This window comes from Streptomyces sp. NPDC054887 (assembly GCF_053610585.1).
This window is the reverse complement of sequence record NZ_JBSGYQ010000036.1, coordinates 59,825-82,966: the sequence shown is the minus strand read 5'-3', so window position 1 is coordinate 82,966 and position 23,142 is coordinate 59,825. Positions and strand designations below refer to the sequence as shown.

Genomic DNA, 23,142 nt, shown 5'->3' with positions numbered 1-23,142 from the left:
CAGGGCGTATCCGGCTCCGCACTTGAGCACCGCGAGGATGGTGACGGCGAGTTCCGCCGACCGGTCCAGGAGGACGCCCGCGAGCTGACCGCGCCCCAGACCCGTCGTGTCCCGCAGGTGGTGGGCCAGCCGGTTGGCGCGTGCGTCCAGCTCCGCGTACGAGAGCCGCTGATCGCCGAAGACGACGGCCGTGGCCTCCGGCCGCAGTCGCGCCTGCTCCTCGAAACGCTCGGTCAGCGGCCGGTCGTCGACCGGCACCGAAGAGCCCGCCCACTCGCCCAGCACCAGGCGCGACTCCCGCTCGTCCAGCAACTCGACGTCGAGCAAGGGTAGTTCGGTGGTGTTCAGCATGCTTCCGACGAAGCGGACGAAGCGGTCCTGGTGCGCGGCCACCGACGCGGTGTCGCACACCTCGGGCGCCGCGTCGAAGTCGATCCGCAGCCCGTCCTCCGGCCCCAGGTCGTAGACGGCCACCGCCAGGTCCTCCACAGGACCGTTCCCCAGATTGTGCTGGGTGGTGGGCACACCGAAGAACCGCATGCCGGGCGCGAACGCCATGATGTTCACCTGGAGCGAGGTCGGCGGCCGGGCCGTCGCCCCCGCCCGGTCCGGGCCCGGCTCCGCGCGGCGGCCCATCTCCTCGAACCGGGTCCGCTGCCGGCGCAGCCCCTGCCGGGTCTCCTGGACCACCGACTTCAGCAGTGCCGTCAGGGTCGTCTCCGCCGGGACCGTCAGCCGCAGCGGGATGATGTTGGACATCATGCCCGGTGTACGGCGGGCCAGTTCGGTGGTCCGCGCGGTCACCGGCAGCGCCAGGGCCAACTCGTCGCCGGAGCTCCCGGAGGCCCGCCGTACGTACGCCGCGACCAGCGCGATCACCATCATCGTCCACGGCGCCCGGTGCGCGCGGGCGGTCTCCCGCAGCCGCTGCGCGTACTGCGCGGGGAGCGTCACCGTGCGCCGGACGAAGGGCAGGGAGTCCGCCGGAACGGGCGCGGACCGCCCACCGCCGATGCGCGGGGACGGCGGCAGGTCGGCCAGCCGCTCCGTCCAGTACGCCCGGTCCGTGACCGCGTCGTCCGAGGCCCGGTAGGCCGCCTCCTGCGCGAGCATTTCCGTGAGCGACCCGAACGGGCTGGGGCTCCACGGCTCCCCGGCCTCGGCGTGCGCGTACAACTCGACCAGTCGGGCGTCGAGCATGGCCAGCCCCGCCCCGTCGATCACCAGGTGGTGGAAGCCGTGGAAGTAGAACCACAGCTCCTCACCGGCCTTCACCAGCGCGTGCCGGGTCAGCCAGTCCGAGGCCAGGTCGAAGGGCCGGGCCAGCTCGGCCGCCATCCAGGCCCGCGCCGCGGCGGCCGGATCCCCGGCGCCGCTGACATCCACCTCGGTCAGCTCCTGGTCGCCCGGGTCGGCGTGCAGTTGCTGCCAGGGTTCGTCCTCGTCGGCGCCGATGCCCCGGATCCGCATGGCGTCGGTCTCCACGGCCAGTTGCCGGAACGCGGCCCGCACCAGCTCCGGATCGACCGGACCACGCATCTCCCGGTACTCGCCGACGTTGTAGCGGCGGCCGGTCGGGTCCAGCGCGTGGGCCAGCCAGATGTCGCGCTGGGCCGCCGACAGCGGCAGCCGTACAGACGCCTTGGGGGACATGCGGGGGCTCCTCGGGGGACGGTGTCGGTTCGTGCTCGGCAGGACGGGCTCGGCCCGGCGGGCCCGGGACGGGGGGTCGAAGACGCGGTACGCCGAACCGGGTGCCGCGGTGGTGCGGACCGCCGGGAGTACGGGGCGGCCGGGTGCCCGGCCTTCCGGCGTACGCCCATCCAATCCGGGGGTCCGGGCCCCGGGCGGCAGTTGTTCCGGCGCTCCGGGAGCAGTTCAGACGGCGGCAGTTGCCTGCGGCGCGCACACTGCCGCACCGGGCACCAGGGCCCGTACGAGTGGGGGCACCCGGAAGTGGGAAGCGCCCTCCTCGTGAGCGGCGCGCACCAGACCCGACAGGAGCAGTTCGCGCAGCAGCCGCCCGCACTCCGGCAGGCTGCGCCCGGTGAGCGCCGTCAGCTCGGGCAGCCGGAAGCTGTCGCCGGCGGTCACGTCCGCGCTCCCGCCTTCGCCCGGCGCGGCGCACAGGGCGGTCAGCAGGGCGCGGGGCCCGGCGGGCAGCCGGCCGATGCGGTCCCGCAGGGACGCGCGCAGGCAGTCGTCACGACCGCCGAGGTGGTCGAGGAACGCTGTCGGGTCGGCCTCCAGCGTTTCGCACAGCGCCGCCAGGTCGGACACGACCAGCCAGGACGCGGCGGCGGAGAGCGCCCCCGGGTGTCCGTCCAGGAGGTGGCAGATCCGTGCCGCCCGTTCCCGGTCCGCACCGGTCGCGGCCGGCTCCGGCCGCACCCGCCGCACCTGGTCGAGGAACATCCGGACCGCCGGCTCCCCCTCGTCCCCCGGGGCCGCCGCAGGGCCGGACCCGCCCGCCCCGCTGCCCCCGGTCGCCGGCGCCGGCAGGGGGCACAGCAGGAACAGCCGTTCACCGGGCGCCTGCCACGGTTCGTCGGAGGTCACCAGCAGGCGCAGTCCCGGTACGTCGTGCAGCAGCCGGGTCATCCGGTCGAAGCGGGGCGCTCCGGCCGGGGCGCCGTCCAGGACCAGCAGGACCGGTCCCTCGCCCAGGAGTCCACCCGCCGGCTCGGCGCTCGCGGCGCCGGGCTCTTCCCCGTACAGCCCGGCCACCAGCCGGTCCGTGAGCTCCGTCCATACCCCCTGTTCCGTGGGCAGGTACTCGCGTGCCGCGCCGGGAAAGGCGTGCCACAGGACCGGCATCCCGGCGCCGTGCAGCCGCGCCGCGACGGCGAGCGCGACCCGCGTCTTGCCGACTTGGGGCAGTCCCACCAGATGCGTCAGCCGTTCCCCGCCGTCCGGAGAGAGCTCCCGTACCAGGGTGTCGGTCTCCGTGCTCCGGCCCAGCAGCGGCTGCGGGGCGCCCGGCGGGGCGGGCGGCCCGGCGGTGACGCCCATGGCCCGGCCCAGGTGCGCGGCGTCCTCCAGGGCGGCCCGGGCCCGCGGGCCCAGCCGCAGCGCGTCCGCCATCAGCCGCACGGTGTCCGTGCGGGGCCGTCTCGCGCGGCCGTGCTCCAGGTCGCGGATGGCCCGCACGCTGATGGTGGACAGGTCGGCGAGTTCCCGCTGCGTCAGTCCGATGCGCAGCCTGTGGGCCCGTATCAGTGCGCCGACCTGCGTGTCCTGGGCGGGGCCGGCTGCGACGGTGGGGTTCATGCGTGCTCCCGGGGGTGGTGAGGAGGGACACGTCTCATCCTCGGGAGCGCGCTATCGCGTCACCATCGTCCGGCCGCTCACCGCGACAGGCGTTGCGGGGCGGCAGGTGACCGCCCCGCTATCACGGGTCCGGACGGGCCGTACGACCCCGTGACCGTTGCGGCACGGGCCTGGCCCGATGGAGGGACGCAGTGGTGCCTCTGTGACGGGTGTGGTGTGTGAGGTTGGAGGCTGCCCCAGCCGCCGGCCCTGGGACCAACTCGCGGCGTCCGTAGGGGCGGCAGTCGTGGTGGGGACGGCGCGCGGAGGCACGTCCGCTATCACGGGTGGCACCTCGCGGCGGAACGCCGGCGCAGGAGGGCGTGCTGTGCGACGCGGACGCGTCCCCGTACCGCGCGGCCACCGCCGCATCGCACCTCGCGGATGCCGAACGGGCAGGTCAGAACCGGTTGTCGCGGCCTGGCCGGGGGGCACGCGAGCAGGTCGGCCCACGGCCGGGGGAGAGGTGCGGAAGCCCCGGCCGGGCCCCGCGAGAGCGGAGCCGTGCCGTCCGTCCGGCATCCCGCGCAACGGCGCCGATCACCCCGCTGTCCGTCACCGGCGCCGTGATAACTGCGTGATAGGAGCAGGGCCGGTTCGGGGATTCCCGCCGTTCCTAGCGTGGTGCCCACGAAGAAGGAGACGCCCCCGCAACCCGGCGGGGACGCCCCGACCGAAGGGAAATCCCATGGCTCTCGCCCACGCCCTCCGCGCCGCCGTCGTCACCGTCGCCCTGGCCGGCGCGGCTCTGCTCGGCACCCAGGCGGCCCTGGCCGACGAGGGCGCCCCGGCGGGCGGGACGACCGGCACCTCCGCCCCGCAGGAGGCGACCCCCACGCCGACCACCACCAGCGACAACAACCCCTGGGACTGACGCCGCGGTACCGGCCGCCGCTGCCCGTACCGACCGCGCACGGGAGATCCCGGGGCCGCGCGAACCAGCCCACCGCCCCGGGACCCGTCCCCCGCCCTCCGTGTCCACCGCGGCACCCGGAACCTTTCCCGGGCCCGGCCTCCGGAGTCGTGGACGGCCTTCGAAGGACAGCGCCGAGTGGTCCCCGGCCCGCGCCGCCCCACGGCCACCCCACCGGCTTCGTTCGCGGTTGCCCCGCCCGGCCACCTCCGTCCGACGGCGACCACCGCACACCACCCCACCGGCTTCCGTCGCGACGCCCCCGCGCCCCGTCCGCCGGCCCCCGTACCCCCGGACGCCCCGCCCTCCGCGCCGCCCGGGGCCGCTTCAGCCCCCGGCCAGCAGCCGCTGCGCCTCCGCGAGTTCCGGTTCCATCCGCCGGTCGCGGAACGCCCGGACCGCACTGTGCAGCAGTTCCCGCGACCGGTTGCGGTCACCCGGACCGTTGTCCGACGTGAGCAGCCGCGCGAGGTCGAGCCGCACCATGGCCGCCCCGCCCTGGTCCATGATCTGCTCCCGGATGCTCAGCGCCCGGTCCAGGCACGCGCGGGCCTCGGCGACATGGCCCAGCCCCGCGTGGGCCAGTCCGAGGTCGCGCAGCAGGTGGCCCTCGCCGATGACGTCCCCGGTGTCCCGGCACAGTTCCAGCACCTCGGTGAACGTAGCGACCGCACGGGTGATCTCCCCCTGCCGCTGCTGCAACTGCCCGGCCCTGCGCAGGGTCCTGGCCTGGCCGCCGGTGTACCTGACCGACCGGTAGATGCCCAGGGCCTCGTCCAGCCTGCTCTGCGCGGCGGCGCTCTGCCCCCGCAGCATCCAGATCTGCGCGCTCTGGGTGAGCACGATCGCCCGGCCCACCACGTCACCCGCCAGGTCGAAGTCCCGCAGGGCCCGGTCGTACAGCTCCAGGGCCTGGTGCTCATTGCCGCGGAAACGTTCCAGCAGAGCCAGGTCGCGGTGGCACAGGGCAAGCCCCTGCCGGTCCTCGATCTCGGTGAACAGCCCCAGCGCCGTGGACAGCGCCGCCCGCGCCTCCTCGTGCTGACTGCGGCTCAGGTACAGCGAGCCGAGGGACGCCAGTACGGCGGCGCTGCCCCGCCGGTTCCCGGCGGACCGGGCGGCGCCCAGCGCCACTTGGTGCGTACGCTCCCAGTGATCGAGATACCCGCGGGTCTCGAACAGCGTGACCAGCGTGGTCGTCAGGTCCCAGCACACCTCGTCGAGCTGCTCGGCGGCCGCGTGCTCCACCGCCTGCACAGGTTGGCGTGCTCGCTGTCCAGCCACTCCAGGGGGTCGGCCAGCAGCTCGTCCACGTGCGCCGCCGGCGGCAGCCAGCGCGGGGCCGTGCCGTGCAGCACGGTGAAGTCCCCGCCGTAGATCCGCCGGTGGGCCACCTCGGCCAGCGCCATCCAGCCGCCCATCATCCGGCGCAGCGCCGCCGACTGGGTCGCCGGGTCGTCGTGCGCGGCCAGCTGCTCCCGTGCGAACACCCGGATGATCTCGTGGAAGCGGTACCGGAATCCGCCGGTGGACTCCATGCCGACCACGTCCAGCATCTGCACGTCGACCAGCGGTTCGAGCAGGTCCGAAGGGAACGGGCGCCCGTCGTCGAGCAGCGCCCCGGCCAGCCAGCCGGGCAGGCTCGGCCCACGGGCCAGGCTGAGCAGTCGCAACAACCGCTGGTCCGCCGGGGACAACCCGTCGTGGGTCAGGGACAGGCTCGCCCGCATCGTCATCTCGCCGTGCGTGAGCTCGTCGAGCCGGTGCCGCTCGTTGGCGAGCCGGTGCACCATCGAGGCCAGCGTCCAGTGCGGCCGGGCGGCCAGCCTGGCCGCGACGATCCGCAGGGCGAGCGGCAGCCCGCCCACCGTCCGGATCAGCGCCTCCGCCGAGACCCGTTCACCCGCCACCCGCTCCTCACCGATCACCCGGACGAGCAGTTCCATGGCCTCATCCGTGCCGAGTACGTCGAGCTCCACCCGGTGTGCCCCCGGCAACCCGGTCATCCGCACGCGGCTGGTGACCAGCACCGCGCAGCTCCCGGCCCCTGGCAGCAGTGGGCGTACCTGGCTCTCGGACGCGGCGTCGTCCAGCACCACCAGCACCCGCCGGGACCCGAGCAGGGTCCGGTACATCTCGGCCCGTTCGTCCAAGGAGTCGGGGATGACCGGCCCGGGGATGCCGAGGGCGCGCAGGAACCGGCCCAGCACCTCGCCCGCCGTCGCCGGAGCTCCGCTGGTGCCGCGCAGGTCGCAGTAGAGCTGACCGTCGGTGAAGTGCCGCTCACCGGCCCGGTGCGCGATGTGGGTGGCCAGGGTGGACTTGCCCGTCCCCGGCTTGCCGACGATGACGACGAGCCCCACGGCCCGGCGCTCGCCGGTGCCCAGCAGGGTCTTCTCGATGACCGAGATCCGCTCCCCGTGACCGACGAAGTCGGCTGTGTCGGCCGGTAGTTGCCGTGGTACGTCGGCGGCCGGCACGGGCGCCGGGACGCCGCCCGTGCCTCCGCCGGCAGGCCGGCCCGCCGGCTCGGGAGTGCCGGTGGACACGCCCAGCCCCGGGACATTGCCCGCGACCTCCCGGGCCGGCGCGGCGGGCGTACCGCCCGGGCCCGCCCGCGTACCGGCAGCCGTGCCGGACCCCCCACCGCTGCCCGTGACCCCGGCCCCGGGCGCCGTGCCGGACTGCGCACCGCCGCCCGCCTCGTGGTCCTGGCCGGCCACGGACCCGAACAGCGTCTCGTCGGGTACGGACGCGAAGAGCCCGCCGTGGCCCGCCGGACCGGGAAACACCGCGCCGACGAGGACGCGCCCCGAACCGTCCGCCCCGCCGGAACCGCTCGTACCCCCGTGCGGCGCCCCGCTTCCGGCGGTGCTTCCCGCCGACGCGGCCCCCTGCCCCGTGGGCGTGCCCGGCCGGCCGCCCGCGCCCGGTCCCGCCAGCCCGGGCGGCGGGACGTCACCGGCGAGGATCGCGGACTCCAGCTGCCGCAGCTCCCCACCGGGCTCAAGCCCGAGCTCCTCCACCAGCAACTGCCGGCCGACCCGGTAGACGTCCAGCGCCTCGACCTGCCGGCCCGAGCGGTACAGGGCCAGCATCAGGCGGCCGCGCAGCCGCTCCCGCAGCGGATGCTCGTGCACCAGCAACTGGATCTCCCCGACCAGTTGGTGGTGCCGGCCGAGTTCGAGTTCCAGGTCGATCCGGTTCTCGGCGGCCGTCAGCCGCTCCTCGTCCAGCTGGCGCGCCTTGCTGCGCAGGGTCTCGCTGGAGAGTCCGCTCAGGCAGTCCCCCTGCCACAACCCGCCCGCCGCGCGCAGCAGCTCGACCGCCTCGGCCGCCCCGCCGGGCTGTCTTCCGAGCAGCCGCGCGTCGGCGATGCGCCGGCCGAACAGCACCGCGTCGACCGAGCCGTCCTCGGTCCTGAGGACGTACCCGGGCGGCCGGGTGGTGATGGCCGCGGAGATCTCCTCCTTGCCGAACAGCTTCCGTAACCGGGACACGCAGATCTGGACCTGGGTCCTGGCGGTGTCCGGCGGCTCGTTCCGCCAGATCAGGTCGACCAGGTAGTCGGTGCTCACGACCCGGTTCGCCTCCAGCAGGAGGGCGGCCAGGATCACCTCCTGACGCCCGGGCGGAATGCGCACCTGCCCGTGCGGGCCCTGCACATGGAGCGGTCCGAGTATGCGGAAAACCACGGTGTCAGGGGTACGAGAACCCCGGCCGGGCGATACGTTCACTGTTTCTCCCAGCAAGGAACACGCCCCAAACCAACCGATTCGCAGCGGAAATGACCTGCAAGACGCGTGTGCGGACTGTAGTTTTCCCGATCGTCTCCGTACTTGTAAACGGTGTGGAGATTTCGTGGTGGTGATAAGCCCGCGATAGTGCGGGGTTGCGACGCCGGAGCACGGTGGTGTCTGCCGCCGCCGGGCCGGAGGCGGACGTACGAAAGGACTCGCCATGAACAGTCGGCAAGCACGGCGGCTGCCGCCCAGCAGTCTCATCACCGACTCCGGGGTCGACCACGTGCGGCTCGCCTATCACTACCTCGACGCCGGAGACCTGGACGGCTTCTCGTCGCTGCTCCACGAGGACGCGCGACTGGAGCACCCGGCACCGGGCTGTCGCCACCACATCGACCGCATCGTCGCCTCCGGCGACTGCGTGGTCGCGATCGGCCGGCTGACCCCCCAACAGGTCGACTTCGTGGACGTGTTCACCCTCTCCGAGGAGGGCATGCTCCGCACCCGCCGCCGTTACGACGCCCACCCGCGGCGCTCCACCCACTGAACCCGGACCGCCCGGAACCGGTGAGGAGCCGCCCGCCGCCCTCCCGACCAGGGCCGGCGGCGACGTCACCTGGCACCTGCGGGACGCCCCCGACTGCCGTACGGGCCGCCCCGGTTGACGGCGATAATCGTCTAAGCGCCCGCCCAACCGGCTGAACCCGGTGCGTTGGGGCATTGTCCGCCCTCCGACGCGCTACCGCCGCCGGTCAGTACGTCCTTGGCTCGCGTTCGGTCCGCATGCCGAAATGGCCCTGCGTCGCAGAACCGGTCTGACGACGCTGCGGAGAGCGGGCCGGGAGCCGGCCGTCTCCGGTCGCCGCGCAGCGAAGGACGGGCAGCTCATGCATGTACAACCCGGCGTCGAAGAGCCCGGGGCGGGCCAGGACGAGCCGGTCGCGATCGTCGGAGCCGCCTGCCGGTTCCCCGGCGAGGTGCGCTCCCTCACCTCGCTGTGGCGGTTGCTGATGGCGCGCCGGGAAACGATGCGGGAGGTGCCCGCCGAACGCTGGGAGCAGTCGGAACTGGCCGCTCTGCCCGCCCAGGTCGCCGCCCGGCTGCGCTACGGCTGCTTCCTGGACGACGACGTCTACGCCTACGAGCCGGAGTTCTTCGGCATCAACGCGCAGGAGGCGCCCTGGGTCGACCCGGAGCACCGGTTGCTCTCCGAAGTGGTCTGGGAGGCGATCGAGCACGCCGGAATCCCCGCCCAGCGCCTGTCGGGCACGCCGACCGGCATGTTCTTCGGGATCTACCAGAAGGACTACATGCTGCGGGTGCAGCGGCCTCTGGAAGAGGTCAACGCCTACGCGATGTACACCGGGTTCGACAGCATCGGCCCCGGCCGCGTCGGGTTCATGCTGAACCTGAGAGGCCCGCAGGTCGTCGTGGAGAGTGCCTGCGCTTCCGGGCTGCTCGCCGTGCACTCGGCCTGCCAGAGCCTGCGGACCGGCGAGTCGGACATCGCCCTCGCCGGAGCCGCCATGCTCACCCTGGGGCCGGAGGGCGTCATCGCACCCGCGCTGTGGGGGGTGTTCTCGCCCACCGGCCGCTGCCACGCCTTCGACGCCGCGGCCGACGGTTACGTACGCGGAGAGGGCTGCGGCGTGGTCGTGCTCAAGCGCCTGTCGGACGCCGTGCGCAACGGGGACCGGGTCCTCGCGGTGCTGCGCGGCACGGCCGTCAACCAGAACGGCCGGGGTACGCGGCTGAGCGCGCCCTCGGAGCCGGCGCAGATCGACCTCTACCGCCTCGCACTGGAGCGCGCGGGCGTCGAGGCCGGTGACGTCGGCATGGTCGAGGCGCACGGCCCCGGCACGGCGGTGGGCGACCCCATCGAGTTCGCCGCGGTGGCCGCCGTCTACGGCAAGGGCCGTGACCGGTGCGCGCTGGGCTCGGTGAAGACCAACATCGGCCACACCGAACCGGTCTCCGGTGTGGCGGGCCTGCTGAAGGCCGTCGCGTCGCTGCGGCACGGCACCGTGCCGGCCAGTCTGCACTTCAACCGCTGGAACCCCCAGATCGACGCCGGCGGCACCCGGCTGTTCGTCCCCACCGACACCACCGAGTGGCCGGTGCGCAAGGGCGCACGGCTGGCCGCCGTGTCCTCCTTCGGCATCAGCGGCACCAACGTCCACGTCGTACTGGAGGAGCCCCCGGCGTCCCGCCCCGCCCGGCACACGGCCCCTCCCCGACTGCCCGGCGCCGCGGGTCCGCGACAGAGCGAAGCCCTGCGCGAGTTCCCGCTGTCCGCCGGCACGCCCGGCGCGCTGCGGTCGGCCGCGCGCCGCCTGGCCGAGTGGCTGAAGGGGGAGGGGGCGCAGGTCCCGCTGGCCGACGTGGCGCACACCCTGGCCGTACGGCGCTCGCCCGCCCGGGAGCGCGCCGCCGTCGTCGCCGCCGGCCGCGCGGAGCTGGTGGCACGGCTGGAGGAGCTGGCGGCCGGGACGGCGCCCGCCGCCGGGGCGGCGACCGGCAGGGTGGTGCCGGACGCCGGGCAGGGCGTGGTCTGGGTCTTCTCCGGGCACGGCTCGCAGTGGGCCGGCATGTGCCAGGAACTGCTGGACCGCGAAGCGGAGTTCACCCGGGTCGTCGACGAACTCGAACCGCTCGTGGCCGAGGAGTCCGGCTTCTCCCTCCGTGAGACCCTGCGCCGGCCCGAGGTGGTGACCGGGTTCGACCGGGTGCAGCCGGTGATCTTCGCCGTCCAGTTGGGCCTGGCGGCCATGTGGCGGTCCCGGGGCGTCGAACCGGCGGCCGTGATCGGCCACTCCATGGGGGAGGTCGCCGCCGCGGTGGCCTCGGGAGCGCTGGGCGTCCGGGACGGCGTTCGGGTCATCTGCCGCCGCTCCCGCCTGATCCTGCGGACCGCCGGGCAGGGACTGATGGCCTCGGTCGCCCTGGGGCGCGCCGAGGTCGAACGCCTGCTGGCCGAACAGGACGTACGGGGAGTGAGCGTCGCGGTCGTCGCGTCGCCGGACAGCACTGTCGTCGGCGGGGACGCGGACCGCATCCGCCGCCTCGCCGAGGAGTGGGACGCGCGCGGTGTCGGCATCCGGGTGATCGAGGTGGACGTCGCCTCGCACACCGCCCACATGGACCCCATCCTGCCCGACCTCGCCGACGCGCTGGCCGACGTCACCGGCGGGCGGCCGGGAACGGCGTTCTACAGCACCGTCACCGACGACCCGCGAGCACACCCCGCCTTCGACGCCGCGTACTGGGCGGACAACCTCCGCCGGGTGGTGCGCTTCACCGACGCGGTACGGGCCGCTGCCGAGGACGGGCACCGGCTGTTCGTGGAGATCGGCCCCCACCCCGTACTGACCCACCCGGTGCAGGCCACGCTCGCCGCCCACGGCCACACCGGCACCGCCGTCGTGCCCTCCCTCCTGCGCGACACCGACGACGCTCTCGCGTTCCACACGCACGTGGCGGCGCTGCACTGCGCCGGACACCCCCTGGACTGGGCCGACCGCTACGGCGACGGGGCCCTGGCCGACGTACCGACGACCACCTGGGAGCGCACGCGGTACGTCGTCGAGCCCTCGCCGCTGCGGCAGTCGACCGGCCCCCGCACGACCGCCGCCGCCCACCCGCTCACCGGACCGCACACCGCCGACCCCGACGGTGAGGGCCGCCACCTGTGGCAGACCCGGGTCGGCCCGGCGACTCTCCCGTGGCTGGACGCGCACCGCGTCAACGACGTCGTGGTGGTACCCGGCGCGGCGCTCTGCGAGATGGCCGTCGCCGCCGCCACCGACCTGTACGCCACCGGTCCGGAGCGGGTGCGCGTCACCGGCGTCGACCTCCAGCGGCTGCTGCTGCCGGCGTCCGACGGCACCTCCCTCACCGCCACCGCCGAGGCGTCCGGGCCCGGCGCCGCCCGCTGGCGGGTGGTCAGCACGGCGTCCGACGGCGCCCGCGTCCAGCACGCCCGGGCGACCCTGCACGTGGCACCGGAAGAGGACCGGGCCCCGGACGGCTGCGACCCGCAGCAGTTGCTGGCCCGGTTCCCGCACCCCGTCGACGCGGCGGACGTCTACCGGCAGATGCGCGAGGAGCGCGGCGTGCACCACGGCACGCCGTTCCTCGGCCTGGGGGCACTGCACACGGACGGGACGCCGGCGGACCGCGCCGGCGCCCGCCTCCTGGCCCGCGTCCGGGTGCCCGACGAGGGCCGGGCCGGAGCGCAGGCACTGCACTGCCATCCCGTCGCGCTGGACACGTGCCTCCAGGCCGTGGCGGGCGCCGTACTGCGCACGGGCGCCGTGCCCGCCGGCGGCATCCTGCCCCGGCGCATCGGGGCGCTGCGGCTGTACGGGACGGTCCCGCTCGACGGGTACTGCCTGGTCACCCTCACGGGCGTGGAAGGCGACCGGTACACGGCGGACTTCCGGCTCTGGGCCGACGACGGCTCCGTGAGCGCCGACGCCACCGGAGTGGAGTTCCGCCACGTACCCGCCGAGAGCGCCGAGGAGCGCTTCGCCCGCCGGTTGCTCCGCGCGTCGTGGGAGCCCTGCGACCGTCCGGCCGAGCAACCGGCGACCGGACCGTGGATCCTCCTCGCCGAAGCCGGGTGCGAGCCGTACGCGGCCGCCCTGCGGGAGGCCCTGGAGAAGGGAGGGGCCGAAGTGACGGTCCGGACGCCCGCCCCGGACCGTGCCGTACCGGTGGCGCCCCCGGGGACCGGCGGCCCGCCGCCGCAGGCAGTGGTGTACCTGCCGGCGGCCGGCACGGCGGCCGACGGCCTGTCACCCGACCACCGGGCACGGGCGCAGGTGGCCCGCCTGGCGGAGACCGCCCGCGCCCTGGCGTCGGCGGGCGGAACGCCGCCGCGCCTGTGGACCGTCACGCGTACCGCGCAGCACGTCCTGCCCGGGGACCGGCCCGACCTGGGACAGGCCGGTCTGCGCGGGCTCGTACGGGTCCTGAGCTACGAGCACCCCGAACTGCGCCCCTCCGTCCTGGACGCCGGTCCGCGGACGCCGGTCGAGGACGTGGCCGCCGAGCTGCTGTCCTGCCCCGGCGAGCAGGACGAGATCGCCCACCGGAACGGGACCCGTCACCTGGCCCGGCTGCGCAACGCGCCGCTCGGCGAGCGGGACCGCCGCCGCACCACCGTCGACCACGGGCGCGACCCGGTGGCCCTGCACCTCGCACGCCCCGGGGACCTGGACTCCTTCGAGTTCGTCGCCCGGCCCCGCCGCCGGCCCGGGCCCGGCGAGGTCGAGATCCGGATCGACGCCACCAGCGTCAACTTCATCAACGTGCTCCAGGCCCTGGGCGTCTACCAGCGCTTCAACGCCGGCGAGGAGAGCGAGGACGTCTGCGCGTTCGACGGCGCGGGCGTCGTCACCGCCGTCGGTGACGGTGTCCGGGACGTGCGGCAGGGCGACCGCGTGGCCGCCATGTTCGTGGACGGGACCGGGTCCGCCGTCATGTCGTCCTTCGCCGTCGTCCGCGCCGACTGCCTCCTGCCGGTTCCGGACGCGGTGAGCGCGCAGGACGCCGCCGCCCTGCCGTGCGCCTACCTGACCGCCTGGTACGCCCTGCGGCACCTCGCCCGGATCCGGCCGGGGGAGAGCGTGCTCATCCACTCCGCCAGCGGCGGCACCGGCCTGGCCGCGCTGAACCTCGCGCGGGCCGCCGGAGCCGAGGTCTGGGCCACCGCGGGCAGCGAGGCCAAGCGGGCGTACCTGCGCGACCTGGGCGTGCGGCACGTCATGGACTCCCGCACCCTGGACTTCGCCGACCGGGTACGCGACCTCACCGACGGCCGCGGCGTCGACATCGTGCTCAACTCCCTGACCGGCCCGGCGCAGGCCGCCGGCCTGGACCTGCTGGCACACCGGGGCCGCTTCCTCGAACTCGGCAAGCGGGACGTCTACGCCAACACCCGGCTGGGGCTGCTGCCCTTCCGCCGCAACGTCACGTTCGCCGGTGTCGACATCCTGATGATGATGCGGCAGGACCCCGGACCGCTGGCCGAGGGCTACCGCGAACTGGCCGGCATGCTCGCGGACGGCACCCTGCCGCTGCTGCCCGTCACGGACCACCCCGTCGCCGAGGCGTCGTCGGCCTTCCACACCATGGCCTCCGCCCGGCACACCGGCAAACTCGTGCTCACCTGGCCCACCGAGGGCTCCGCCACCCTGCCCGTCCGCCCCGAGGACGCGGCCGTCGTGCGGCCCGACGGCAGCTACCTGGTCACGGGCGGACTCGGCGGGCTGGGACTCCTGGTCGCCCGATGGCTGGCCGAACGCGGCGCCGGGGCCGTGGTGCTCACCTCCCGCGGCACGCCCGGCGCGGCCACCCGTACCGCCCTCGACGCCGTCACCGCGGACTTCGGCACCCGCGTCGAGGTCGTGTGCGGGGACCTCGCCGAACCGGGAGTGGCCGACACCCTCGTACGGGCCGCCCTGGACACGGGCCACCCCCTGCGCGGCGTCGTCCATGCCGCGGCCGTCGTCGAGGACGCCACCGTCGCCAACCTCTCCCCGGACCTCCTGGACAAGGTCTGGCGCCCCAAGGCGACGGGCGCCTGGCTGCTCCACCACGCCACGACCGGCCAGGACCTGGACTGGTGGGTGACCTTCTCCTCGGCCGCCTCCCTGCTGGGCAACCCGGGGCAGGGCGCCTACGCCGCCGCCAACGCCTGGCTGGACGAGTTCACCTCCTGGCGCCGGGCCCACGGCCTGCCGGCCACCTGCGTCAACTGGGGCCCGTGGGCGGAGGTCGGCCGCGGCGCCACCATGGCGGAGCGCGGCTACGCCATGATCGCGCCCGAAGAAGGCATCGCCGCCCTCGAACGCGTCCTCGCCCACGACCGTGACCGCACCGCGTACACGCCCGTCGACCTCCCGCACTGGCTGGAGTCCTACCCCGACACCGCCCGCACCGCCTTCTTCGCCGAACTGACCGCCGCGGCGGGCCCCGCGGACTCCACCGGCAACCGCAGCGCCCTGCTGGAGTCCCTGCGGGAAGCGGCCGGTCCCCAGCAGCGTGAGCGAATCCTTCGGCCCCAGGTCGTCGAGCACATCGCCGCCGTGCTTCGCCTGGCGACCGACCGGTTCGACGCCAACACGTCCCTGGTCACACTCGGCCTGGACTCGCTCATGGCCATCGCCCTGCGCAACCGCCTCCAGCGCGAACTGGCCCTGGACATCCCCACCACGGTGATGTGGACGCACCCGACGGCCTCCGTGCTCACCCGTTACCTCCTGGCCCGCCTCCACCCCGAGCAGCCACAGGACGACGCCGGACCAGCAGCGGAACCGGCCGTCACCTCGCCGGCCGACTCCAACTGACCGACTCCACACGCCCGTTACCCGACCACCAGGCGGTCCCCGCATGCACCCTCCCTCCGCCCCCACCCCCGCGCCCCGCACCTGGGACGTGATCGTCGTGGGCGCCGGCCCGGCCGGCGCCACCGCCGCCCGCGTCGCCGCCGAGAACGGCTGCGAGACGCTCCTGCTGGAACGCGCCGCCATCCCCCGCTACAAGACCTGCGGCGGCGGCCTCGTCGGAGCCTCCCTCGCCGCTCTGCCACCCGGTCTGCCCCTGAAAATCCACGACACCGCCGGCCGCTTCACCTTCGCCCACAACGGCCGCGCGGAACGCACCCTCGCCTGCGGCACACCGACCTGCGCCCTGGTCTACCGCAGCGAACTCGACGCGGCACTGACCGAAGCCGCCGCCGCGGCGGGCGCGCAGGTGCGGGACAGCACCGCGCTGACCGGCCTGGAGCAACAGGGCGACACAGTCGTGGTGCGGACCGGCCGCGGCGACACCCTCCGCGCCCGTGCCGTCGTCGGCGCCGACGGCAGCGCCGGCAGAGTCGCCCGGTACGTAGGAGTGGTGTGCGCCCAGGTCGACCTCGCCCTGGAGGTCGAAGTGCCGGTCGACGACCGGACGGCCGACCGGTGGCGGGGCCGGGTCCTGATGGAATGGGGCCCGCTGCCCGGCTCGTTCGGCTGGGTCTTCCCCAAGGGCGACGTCTGCACGGCCGGAGTGGTGTCCGCGCGCGGCAACCCCGTCGCCCTGCGCGCCTACAAGGAGGACTTCCTCCGCCGCCAGGGACTCCTCGGCCCCCGCCCCCTCCACGACACCGGCCACCTGACCCGCTGCCGGCGCTCCGACTCCCCGCTGGCCCGTGGACGCGTACTCGTCGCAGGCGACGCCGCGGCCCTCGTCGACCACTGGTCACGGGAGGGAATCTCCTACGCCCTTCGCTCCGGGGGCATGGCCGGTCACGCCGCCGTGCGGCTCGCCGCCGCCGGCGAGGCGGAGGCCCGTACCGCCGCCGACCACTACGGACGGCAGATCGACGAGGTCCTCGGCGTCGAAATGCGCGCCAGCAGCGCGCTGATGGACCTCTTCGTCCGCAGCCCCGGCCTCGCCCACACCGCCCTCACCCGGCTGCCTCCCGCGTGGCGCCGTCTCGACGCCTACATCGCCGGCCGCACCAGCGTCGCCGGGATCATGGCCACGCCCCTGGGACGCACCGCCGCCGCCCTGGCCACCCGGCTCCCCGTCCCGTCCGCGAGGACCCCCTCTCGGGCACCGCTCGCTCGCTGAGTGGTGAGAGGATCCTGCCGACAGTCATGTACCTGGAGGCACGATGGACGACGGCTCGCGGCACGACCACTCCGGCTGGGAAGAGGTCGTGCTCGCCGCCCGCGAACGCGCCCGGTCGCGCCAGACCCTCATGGTCGAGCGCTTCGGACTGTCGGGTGACGTCCAGTACCACTGGTCGATGGACGACGCACGGATCGTGTGGTCGCGCGAAGGGAAGGTGTTCCTCACCGGTCGGCTCACGCTGATCGGCAGCGTGAGCCTCGCCCAGCAGACCTGGCTGTGGTCCTGGGCGAACGAGTCCCTGCCGCCGGCGGTACGGGGCGACATCGAGCGGGTACGGCGCTTCGGCGAGGCCAACGACTACCCGGTCCTGCCGTGGCCGGGCTTCGACCACCACCCGGAGCTCGTCGCCGAGGCACGGACGGTCGCGGCGTCGGTGCTCGACGCGGAGGGGCTGTGGGTGGACTCGACCGACGACGCGCAGCTCCACTTCCTGCTCCACGACTTGGTGCTGTGCGAGTAGGCGCCGGTGCCGTCCGCGACGAGGCGCTCGTCCGGATGCTGTTCTCGAACCGCCGGCACGTCTAAGGTCGGCCGATGACCTTGGAATGGGAGCAGGTAATCGTCGACTCGGCGGATCCGGTGGCCCTGGGGCAGTGGTGGGCCGAGGCGCTGGGCTGGGTGGTGGTCGACGCCTCCGCCGAGGAGTTCGAGATCCGCCCGCGGCCGGATCGCCTGCCGGGGCTGCTCTTCGGCCGGGCGGACGAGAGCAAGACGGTGAAGAACCGACTGCACCTCGACTTCCGGCCCGACGACCAGGACGCCGAGGTGGCCCGTCTGATCGCTCATGGCGCACGGCGTGTCGACATCGGCCAGGGTGACCAGCCGTGGGTCGTACTGGCAGACCCGGAAGGCAACGAGTTCTGCGTCCTGGGCGAACGGCGTCGGTAACCGGCCCTCGCGCAACGGCCTGCTGTCTGCGACCGGCGTGCGGCTGCTCAGTTCCTGCCCGAACCCAGCAGGTTCATCTCGACGCGAGAGGTGTACGTGCTGCCGTCCGCCGCCGTGGCGTCCCGTTCGCGCACGACGGTGAAGTGGCCGTCTTCCTTGTCGTAGACGGTGTCGAAGCCACCGTCCTCCACGGCGAAGGACAATTTCACTCCTTCGAACCTGGCCGGATCTCCACTCGGCTTGTTGGGCGAGTAGTAGTCCTTCAGGATGATCCACCCCGGTGACGTGGCGTTCGAGCCGGAGGCCAGGCCACCGAGCGAACTTCCCGGTTGGACACCGGCTCCCTCTGTCGCGGAGCAGCTGTACTCGCCGGCGATGTTCCGCTCGTACATGAGCGAGACGTTGTCCGTCGACATGAGCAGGTTCTCGCCCTTCCGGGCGTCGATGCAGATCTCCGGCTCGGCCGTGAAGCCGCCCGACGTACGGTCGGTCAGGCCCAGTTCGAAGGGCATGACGGCGTCGCGACTGCTGCTGGCGAGGTCCACGTCTTCGCCGCACCCATTGATGTCGCCCAGGACGGCGACAGCGCCGGTCCGGTCCTGCATCGCCTTCGCGTAGTCCATGAACCGGTTGCCGGTGGCGAGCCATTGCCGCGCCCGGCGCAGCTTTCCTGTGCTGGCGGTGACCGTGTATGTCGTTCCGTCGGATCGCGTCACGTCGAACTCCGAGACGTAATCGGTTGCGGCGTGGACCAAACTCGGCGACCCCATACTCTGCGACGGCGACGCAGGCTGTGATCCGGGGGATGCGGAGCCGTCATCGATGACGTAGCCACCATGGTCACTGTCCTTGCCGGCCTCCGGGGCCTGACCGCAAGCTGCGGTGGCACACAGCAGTACTACTCCGATGACAGCAGCGGTCCCTCGTAGATACTTCATCGGTTCGTGCTCCTCACGATCGGGCATGGTCCGCGCTGGACGACGCCCGGCACCGACGCGGCGAGGCCCGCTGACGGCTCGTCCGTCGCGCGTCGCCCGCCCAGTGTGAGCCGATCCGCGGCCGTCCGTCTGCCGTTCGTCGATTCTGCCGAACCGCCGCTGATCGGGGGGCGAAGTCGGGAGTGCCGCGCCGAGGGGCCGCTACTACCGGGTCGCCGCCCAGCTCACCGGCAGCTTGAGCCCGTCCTCGGAGGCGGTGCCCGGCTCGGCGGTGTAGAGGGTCGGGGCGTGCACCTCGTGGGGCGACACCGGCAGGTCCAGCGGCTGGGAGGTGAGCTCCGGAGGGCTGGCTACGGGGTGCTGGAACCGTTTCCGCCCGGGGCTCAGGCCGCGAGGGCGGCGGGCTCGCCGAGGTGCTGGGCGGCGGTGCGCCAGGCCGCGGTGACGGCTCGGTGCGCGGCGGCGCTCGCCGACGTGATCCCGGCCGGCAGGTGGAGCGGGGCGGCGACGTGCACGTGCAGGCGCGGGCGCCGGGCGGGCGCGGTGAGAAGACCGGCCACCTGCTTGGCGGGGCTGCCGGACGTGACCCGGCGCGCGCCGGCCTGGCCGATCGGGACGATGGGGGCACCGGAGGCGGCGGCCAGCCGAGCGGGCCCGCTGCGGAAGGCTTCGGGAGCCGCTTCGGCCGCGTCCCTGCGCGGCGGGATGCGCCCCTCGCCGTAGATAAGCACGTGGCGGCCCGCTTCGAGGGCGGCGACCGCGGATTCCAGGGCTTCGGCGGCACGGCTGGTGCGGCGGTGCACCGGGACATGGCCGCCGTGGTCGAGGAGGTGGCTCAGGACCGGGATGCGCCACAGGCCAGCGGTGGCGAGTACGACGGGCTCGATGTCCATGCGGCGCAGGGCGGCGAGCACGATGCCGGGGTCCGCCAGAGAGGTGTGGTTCGCCACGAGGATGGCGGGGGCCGGGACGGCGGCCAGGTCGGCCGAGGTCGTCAAGCGGCCGAGGAAGGGAACGACGGTGGCGGCGATGCGGCTGAGCACGGCACTCCTGCGGTTCGGGCGTCGAGGTGATCACCATCGTCGCGCCGCGACCGGCGGGCGGCCTGAGTCGTCGTACTCATGTCCGCCCCCGTATCCGCGGCGCGACGGCCGAGTATGCGCGCCGGTCCACGCCCGGTCGCGCGCCGCGCAGGTGCCGCTGTTCCACACCCTTCGTGCCCGCCGACACGGGCAGGGTCCGGCCTACGGATCGCGTGAGGTGACCGTGCGGCCCGTCCTGGGGTCTGTCTGCGGGACGGTGTGCCGGGTCCGGCGCCTGCAGAACCGCACCGTGGACGGCATTGCGGCCGGCGAGGAGAACGGCCGTGCCTTCGGCTGCCGCGGCACAGCTGATCAGCGGCTCTCGCCCGGCCGGTGGACGCTGAGGTCCCCGTAGGCCGACAGAACGCCGGCCAGGTCACCGGGTTTCTGTCGCAGGGTGGTGTCCAGGAAGGCGAGCGTGGTCGCGGCGACGACGTCGGGGCTCTCGGCGCGGCCCAGGGAGCCGACTACCGAGGGCACCGGCGGCAGGTACAAGGGGCCGTCCATGAAGGAGAGGTGCGCGGCGCCGGGGACGGTGAGCCGGTAGCTCTTCATGGTGTTGGACCGGAGGGCCTTGGTGAGGCGGGGTATGTAGCGCCGGTCGGTTCCGGAGGTGATGGCCTGGGTGAGCGCGAGCGTCGGCCGGCGGAGGGAGGGGGACGTGGGGCCGTGGGGATAGCCGTCCAGATCGATGACGGCGTCGAACCGGTGGTCCTGCCGGGCTGCTTGCAGGGCGGCGGCACCACCCATGGAGTGGCCGGTGACCGCGACCCGGCCGGTGTCCAGGCGTCCGGTCAGCGACCCGGCGACATCGCCTCGGCCTGGACGGTCCAGCCGGGTGAGGACGAAGCTGAGGTCGGCCGCCCGCACGGCCGTCCAACCGGCCGACAGCGCGGTGTCCTTCTCCCGGTCGCCGGTGGAGGTGGTCCGGGTGCGAATCGTTCGGCCGTCGGTGAGAACGACGGCGGCGGAGTCGTACGGGTGGTCGAGGGCGGCGACCACGTAGCCCTGGCTGGCCAGTTCCTCCGCCCAGGCGGTGTTCTGGGTACGGACTCCGCCCGATCCGGGAGAGAACAGCACGACCGGGAACCGTCCGCCCCCGTCGGCCACCGGGGCGTTGAAGACCGAGTGGGTGCGGGCACGCGGGACGCCGTCGACGAGGAAGCCGGGCAGGCCGACCGCGCGGGCGAGGGCCTCGGAAACGGTGCGCGCCTCGTGCTCCGTGCGTCCGAGGTACTGGGCCCGCCGCGTGTCTGCGGGGCTCTTCCGCGCGGGATACCAGAGCTGAGCCACGACCGTGCGGCGGTCGTGCGGATCGGCGGTGAAGGTCTCGGGGCGGCGTGGGTCGGTCCACTGCACCACGCGGGTGCCGACCGCGAAACGGCCCGACGGCTCGGGGAAGACGGGTACGGGCAAGGCCCAGGAGGCCACCGGGCCCGTGGCGATCAGGCCGACGCAGGCCACCGACCCGGGCAACGCCAGCCACCATCGGGCCCGCCACGCCGGCCGGCCGGTACGGCGTCGCAGCAGGGGAGAGAGGGCGAACGGCAGGGCGACGGCAGCGCCCGCCAGCACCGGCAGTATCTGCCAGCGGATCCCCAGCACACTCAGCACGGTCGCGGACAGCACGAGAACCGCCCCCGCCGCGATCGTGACGCGTGGCCGGGCAGCGGGGGGAAGCCAGCGCGCCACCACCAGCGCGACGGCACTCAGCAGGGCAAGAATTTCCGGAGGGGACATGTACAGCCCCGCGATGATCTCGGTCACCCGGCCATCCTCATGGCGGGGCACGCGCCGGCACATCGGCCCCGGGTCGCCGTCGCATGCGACCGGAGTCGCAGCCCGGGGCATGTCCGCGTGCGACCGCGGAAGGTAGCGGGACTCCTCCTGCGGTCGTATGTGCCGGCGCGGTGCCATCCGGCGGTGGTCCGCCGGAGAGGACGGGCAGGTTTCGCGCGGCCGTGGCACAGCGACCCGAAAGGCCAGGGGCCATGGGCCAGGAGCCGGCCAGGGGCGGAAACCGGCACAGGTCCGGCATGCGTGCGCGGTGCAGGGGGCCCTCGCCGGCAGTCTGCGGCGTGCACGCCTCCCTCGTTGAGGTGAACGCGGTCCGCGCACAGCACCGGGCCGCGGTGGTGCGGACATCGCGCGGCGGCCGACAGTGGACGCTCGCAACGGGGGGCGCTCCGCATCGCGCGTACCCAGGGCGCCCGGGCCACCGGTTTCAGGCCAGGGCACGGGGGCCATACTGGTCGGGCCCCGATCACCCACAGAACGATGCCATGGCCAAGAACCGCAGCTCTTCGACCATCGTCCCCGACACCGCGTGGCTGGGACGCGGGCGCCACCTCGGGCCCGAGCCCGAGCAGGACGTGCGGCGCAACCTGACCGCCCTCAAGGCGGCCGGGGTGCTCGACGACTTCCTGGACCTCGACCCCGTCGAGGCGGCCCGCTCCACCGTCCTGCACCCGCGGGACGAGGCCGCCGACCCCGGCCCGTCGGCGCGTCGCCTCTTCGAGGCCCGCTGGCGCGTGGCCGGTGACGTCACCGTGCGCGCGCAGTTGACGACGTACGACCCCGAGGCCCGGCGCAAGGAGGACGAGGGCGTCACCTGGGTCCTCGCCGCCGAGGCGGAGCAGAAGTGGGACCCGGGGTGGCCCTCGCCCGCGACCGTGTTCTGGCCCGACAGCGACCGCGTCGCGTGGGACCACGACACGGTGCCGGGCGTGCGCCTGCGGACGGCGAACCACCTGCCGAAGGACGACGACGAGCTGCGCCACCGGCTGCGCGACTGCACCCGCGGCAGCTGGTACATCCATGTCGTGGTGCACGAGGCGATGACGCCGGACGCGAGGGGACGCCAGCCCGTCTCGGTGTTCCTGCCGCCGAGCCTGCGGCACCGGGTGGTCGAGCACCGGGGGACACCCGAGCAGGCGCAGATCGCCGACTTCGCGCTGAAGCGGGAGCTGGACGTGCGGCTGCCGCGCGGCGGCGGCGTCGTCCTGCCTACGGAACCACGCCATCCGGAGTACGACCCGGAGCGTTTCACCGTACGCAGCGTCTTCCTGGACGGTTCCGAACCGACGGAACTCTCCCGCGCCGTCCAGGCGTTCGCCGCCCTGCCGCAGCCGCTGCCCGAAGAAGCCGAGCGGGCCCTGAACCGGCTGCGCCACGGCTGGCACCTGCTGACCCCGGAGGAGGAACTGGTCCACGCCCGGAGCATGGTCGTCAGATACGCCGAGGCGCTCGACGCCATGACGAAGTCCTGTGACCTCTACCGGGAGGCGGCCGAGTCGGCGCATGCCGCGCTGGCCGAGGTGACCGGCGGCGGCGGTGTGCCCCGGCCGGCCGCGCCGGTGTCGGTCAAGCCCGGCGGCTCGCCGCTGAACGCCCTCACGAAGGCGTTCGGCCGCCTGCGGGACCCCGGCAAGTAGGGCACGGGCCGAGGCCGTCGCCGCGCCCCGCTCGACGTGGAGGCGCTGTGGCGGGGGGGGGGGGGGGGGGCGCGGGGGGGCCCCCCCCCCCCCCCCGCGGGGCGGGCGGCGCGCGGGGCCCCCCCCCCCCCCCCCCCCCCCCACACAAGG

General features: G+C 74.3%; 14 protein-coding genes. 7 read left to right on the top strand and 7 right to left on the bottom strand.

Features of this window, described 5'->3' with window-relative positions; genetic code table 11:
* The coding region (locus ACWGH0_RS21160; protein ID WP_453405730.1) for a condensation domain-containing protein at window positions 1–1,653 on the bottom strand (1,653 nt) is incomplete at its 3' end.
* Between the two features lie 225 nt (window positions 1,654–1,878).
* Complete coding sequence (locus tag ACWGH0_RS21155; protein WP_453405729.1) at window positions 1,879–3,270, bottom strand: helix-turn-helix domain-containing protein; 1,392 nt, start codon at window positions 3,268–3,270, stop codon at window positions 1,879–1,881.
* Between the two features lie 727 nt (window positions 3,271–3,997).
* Here ACWGH0_RS21155 and ACWGH0_RS21150 point away from each other — a divergent pair.
* Complete coding sequence (locus tag ACWGH0_RS21150; RefSeq protein ID WP_453405728.1) at window positions 3,998–4,183, top strand: hypothetical protein; 186 nt, start codon at window positions 3,998–4,000, stop codon at window positions 4,181–4,183.
* A gap of 366 nt (window positions 4,184–4,549) precedes the next feature.
* Here ACWGH0_RS21150 and ACWGH0_RS21145 read toward each other — a convergent pair whose 3' ends face one another.
* Window positions 4,550–5,470: a tetratricopeptide repeat protein gene (locus tag ACWGH0_RS21145; RefSeq protein ID WP_453405727.1), complete on the bottom strand. Its 921-nt coding sequence runs from the start codon at window positions 5,468–5,470 to the stop codon at window positions 4,550–4,552.
* Window positions 5,422–7,917: an AfsR/SARP family transcriptional regulator gene (locus ACWGH0_RS21140; protein WP_453405726.1), complete on the bottom strand. Its 2,496-nt coding sequence runs from the start codon at window positions 7,915–7,917 to the stop codon at window positions 5,422–5,424. The genes ACWGH0_RS21145 and ACWGH0_RS21140 overlap by 49 nt, the downstream gene beginning before the upstream one ends.
* Before the next feature lie 265 nt (window positions 7,918–8,182).
* Between ACWGH0_RS21140 and ACWGH0_RS21135 the strand changes: the two genes are divergently transcribed.
* The 5 genes from ACWGH0_RS21135 (at window position 8,183) to ACWGH0_RS21115 (ending at window position 17,538) form a co-directional block, all read left to right on the top strand.
* Window positions 8,183–8,512 (top strand): nuclear transport factor 2 family protein, encoded by a 330-nt coding sequence (locus ACWGH0_RS21135; RefSeq protein WP_453405725.1) that lies wholly within the window; start codon window positions 8,183–8,185, stop codon window positions 8,510–8,512.
* A gap of 340 nt (window positions 8,513–8,852) precedes the next feature.
* Window positions 8,853–15,317, top strand: coding sequence for an SDR family NAD(P)-dependent oxidoreductase (locus ACWGH0_RS21130; RefSeq protein WP_453405724.1), 6,465 nt, complete (start codon window positions 8,853–8,855; stop codon window positions 15,315–15,317).
* A 43-nt stretch (window positions 15,318–15,360) separates the two neighbouring features.
* Window positions 15,361–16,587, top strand: coding sequence for a geranylgeranyl reductase family protein (locus ACWGH0_RS21125; RefSeq protein WP_453405723.1), 1,227 nt, complete (start codon window positions 15,361–15,363; stop codon window positions 16,585–16,587).
* A gap of 43 nt (window positions 16,588–16,630) precedes the next feature.
* A complete protein-coding gene (locus ACWGH0_RS21120; protein WP_453405722.1) occupies window positions 16,631–17,110 on the top strand; it encodes a DUF6882 domain-containing protein in 480 nt (159 codons plus the stop codon).
* Between the two features lie 74 nt (window positions 17,111–17,184).
* Window positions 17,185–17,538 carry a VOC family protein gene (locus tag ACWGH0_RS21115; RefSeq protein ID WP_453405721.1) on the top strand — a complete coding sequence of 118 codons (354 nt, stop codon included), beginning with the start codon at window positions 17,185–17,187 and terminating at the stop codon, window positions 17,536–17,538.
* 47 nt (window positions 17,539–17,585) lie between these two features.
* On the opposite strand, the gene ACWGH0_RS21110 is transcribed toward ACWGH0_RS21115, so the two are convergent.
* The 3 genes from ACWGH0_RS21110 to ACWGH0_RS21100 form a co-directional block, all read right to left on the bottom strand.
* A complete protein-coding gene (locus ACWGH0_RS21110) occupies window positions 17,586–18,254 on the bottom strand; it encodes a hypothetical protein (RefSeq protein WP_453405720.1) in 669 nt (222 codons plus the stop codon).
* A 605-nt stretch (window positions 18,255–18,859) separates the two neighbouring features.
* The gene (locus tag ACWGH0_RS21105) at window positions 18,860–19,519 is read right to left on the bottom strand and encodes a lysophospholipid acyltransferase family protein (protein ID WP_453405719.1); all 660 of its coding nucleotides are present in this window, start codon (window positions 19,517–19,519) and stop codon (window positions 18,860–18,862) included.
* Window positions 19,520–19,870: 351 nt separating this feature from the next.
* Window positions 19,871–21,361 (bottom strand): alpha/beta hydrolase, encoded by a 1,491-nt coding sequence (locus ACWGH0_RS21100; protein WP_453405718.1) that lies wholly within the window; start codon window positions 21,359–21,361, stop codon window positions 19,871–19,873.
* A gap of 479 nt (window positions 21,362–21,840) precedes the next feature.
* Here ACWGH0_RS21100 and ACWGH0_RS21095 point away from each other — a divergent pair, with 479 nt between their 5' ends.
* Window positions 21,841–22,992 (top strand): hypothetical protein, encoded by a 1,152-nt coding sequence (locus ACWGH0_RS21095; RefSeq protein ID WP_453405717.1) that lies wholly within the window; start codon window positions 21,841–21,843, stop codon window positions 22,990–22,992.
* Window positions 22,993–23,142: the final 150 nt, after the last annotated feature.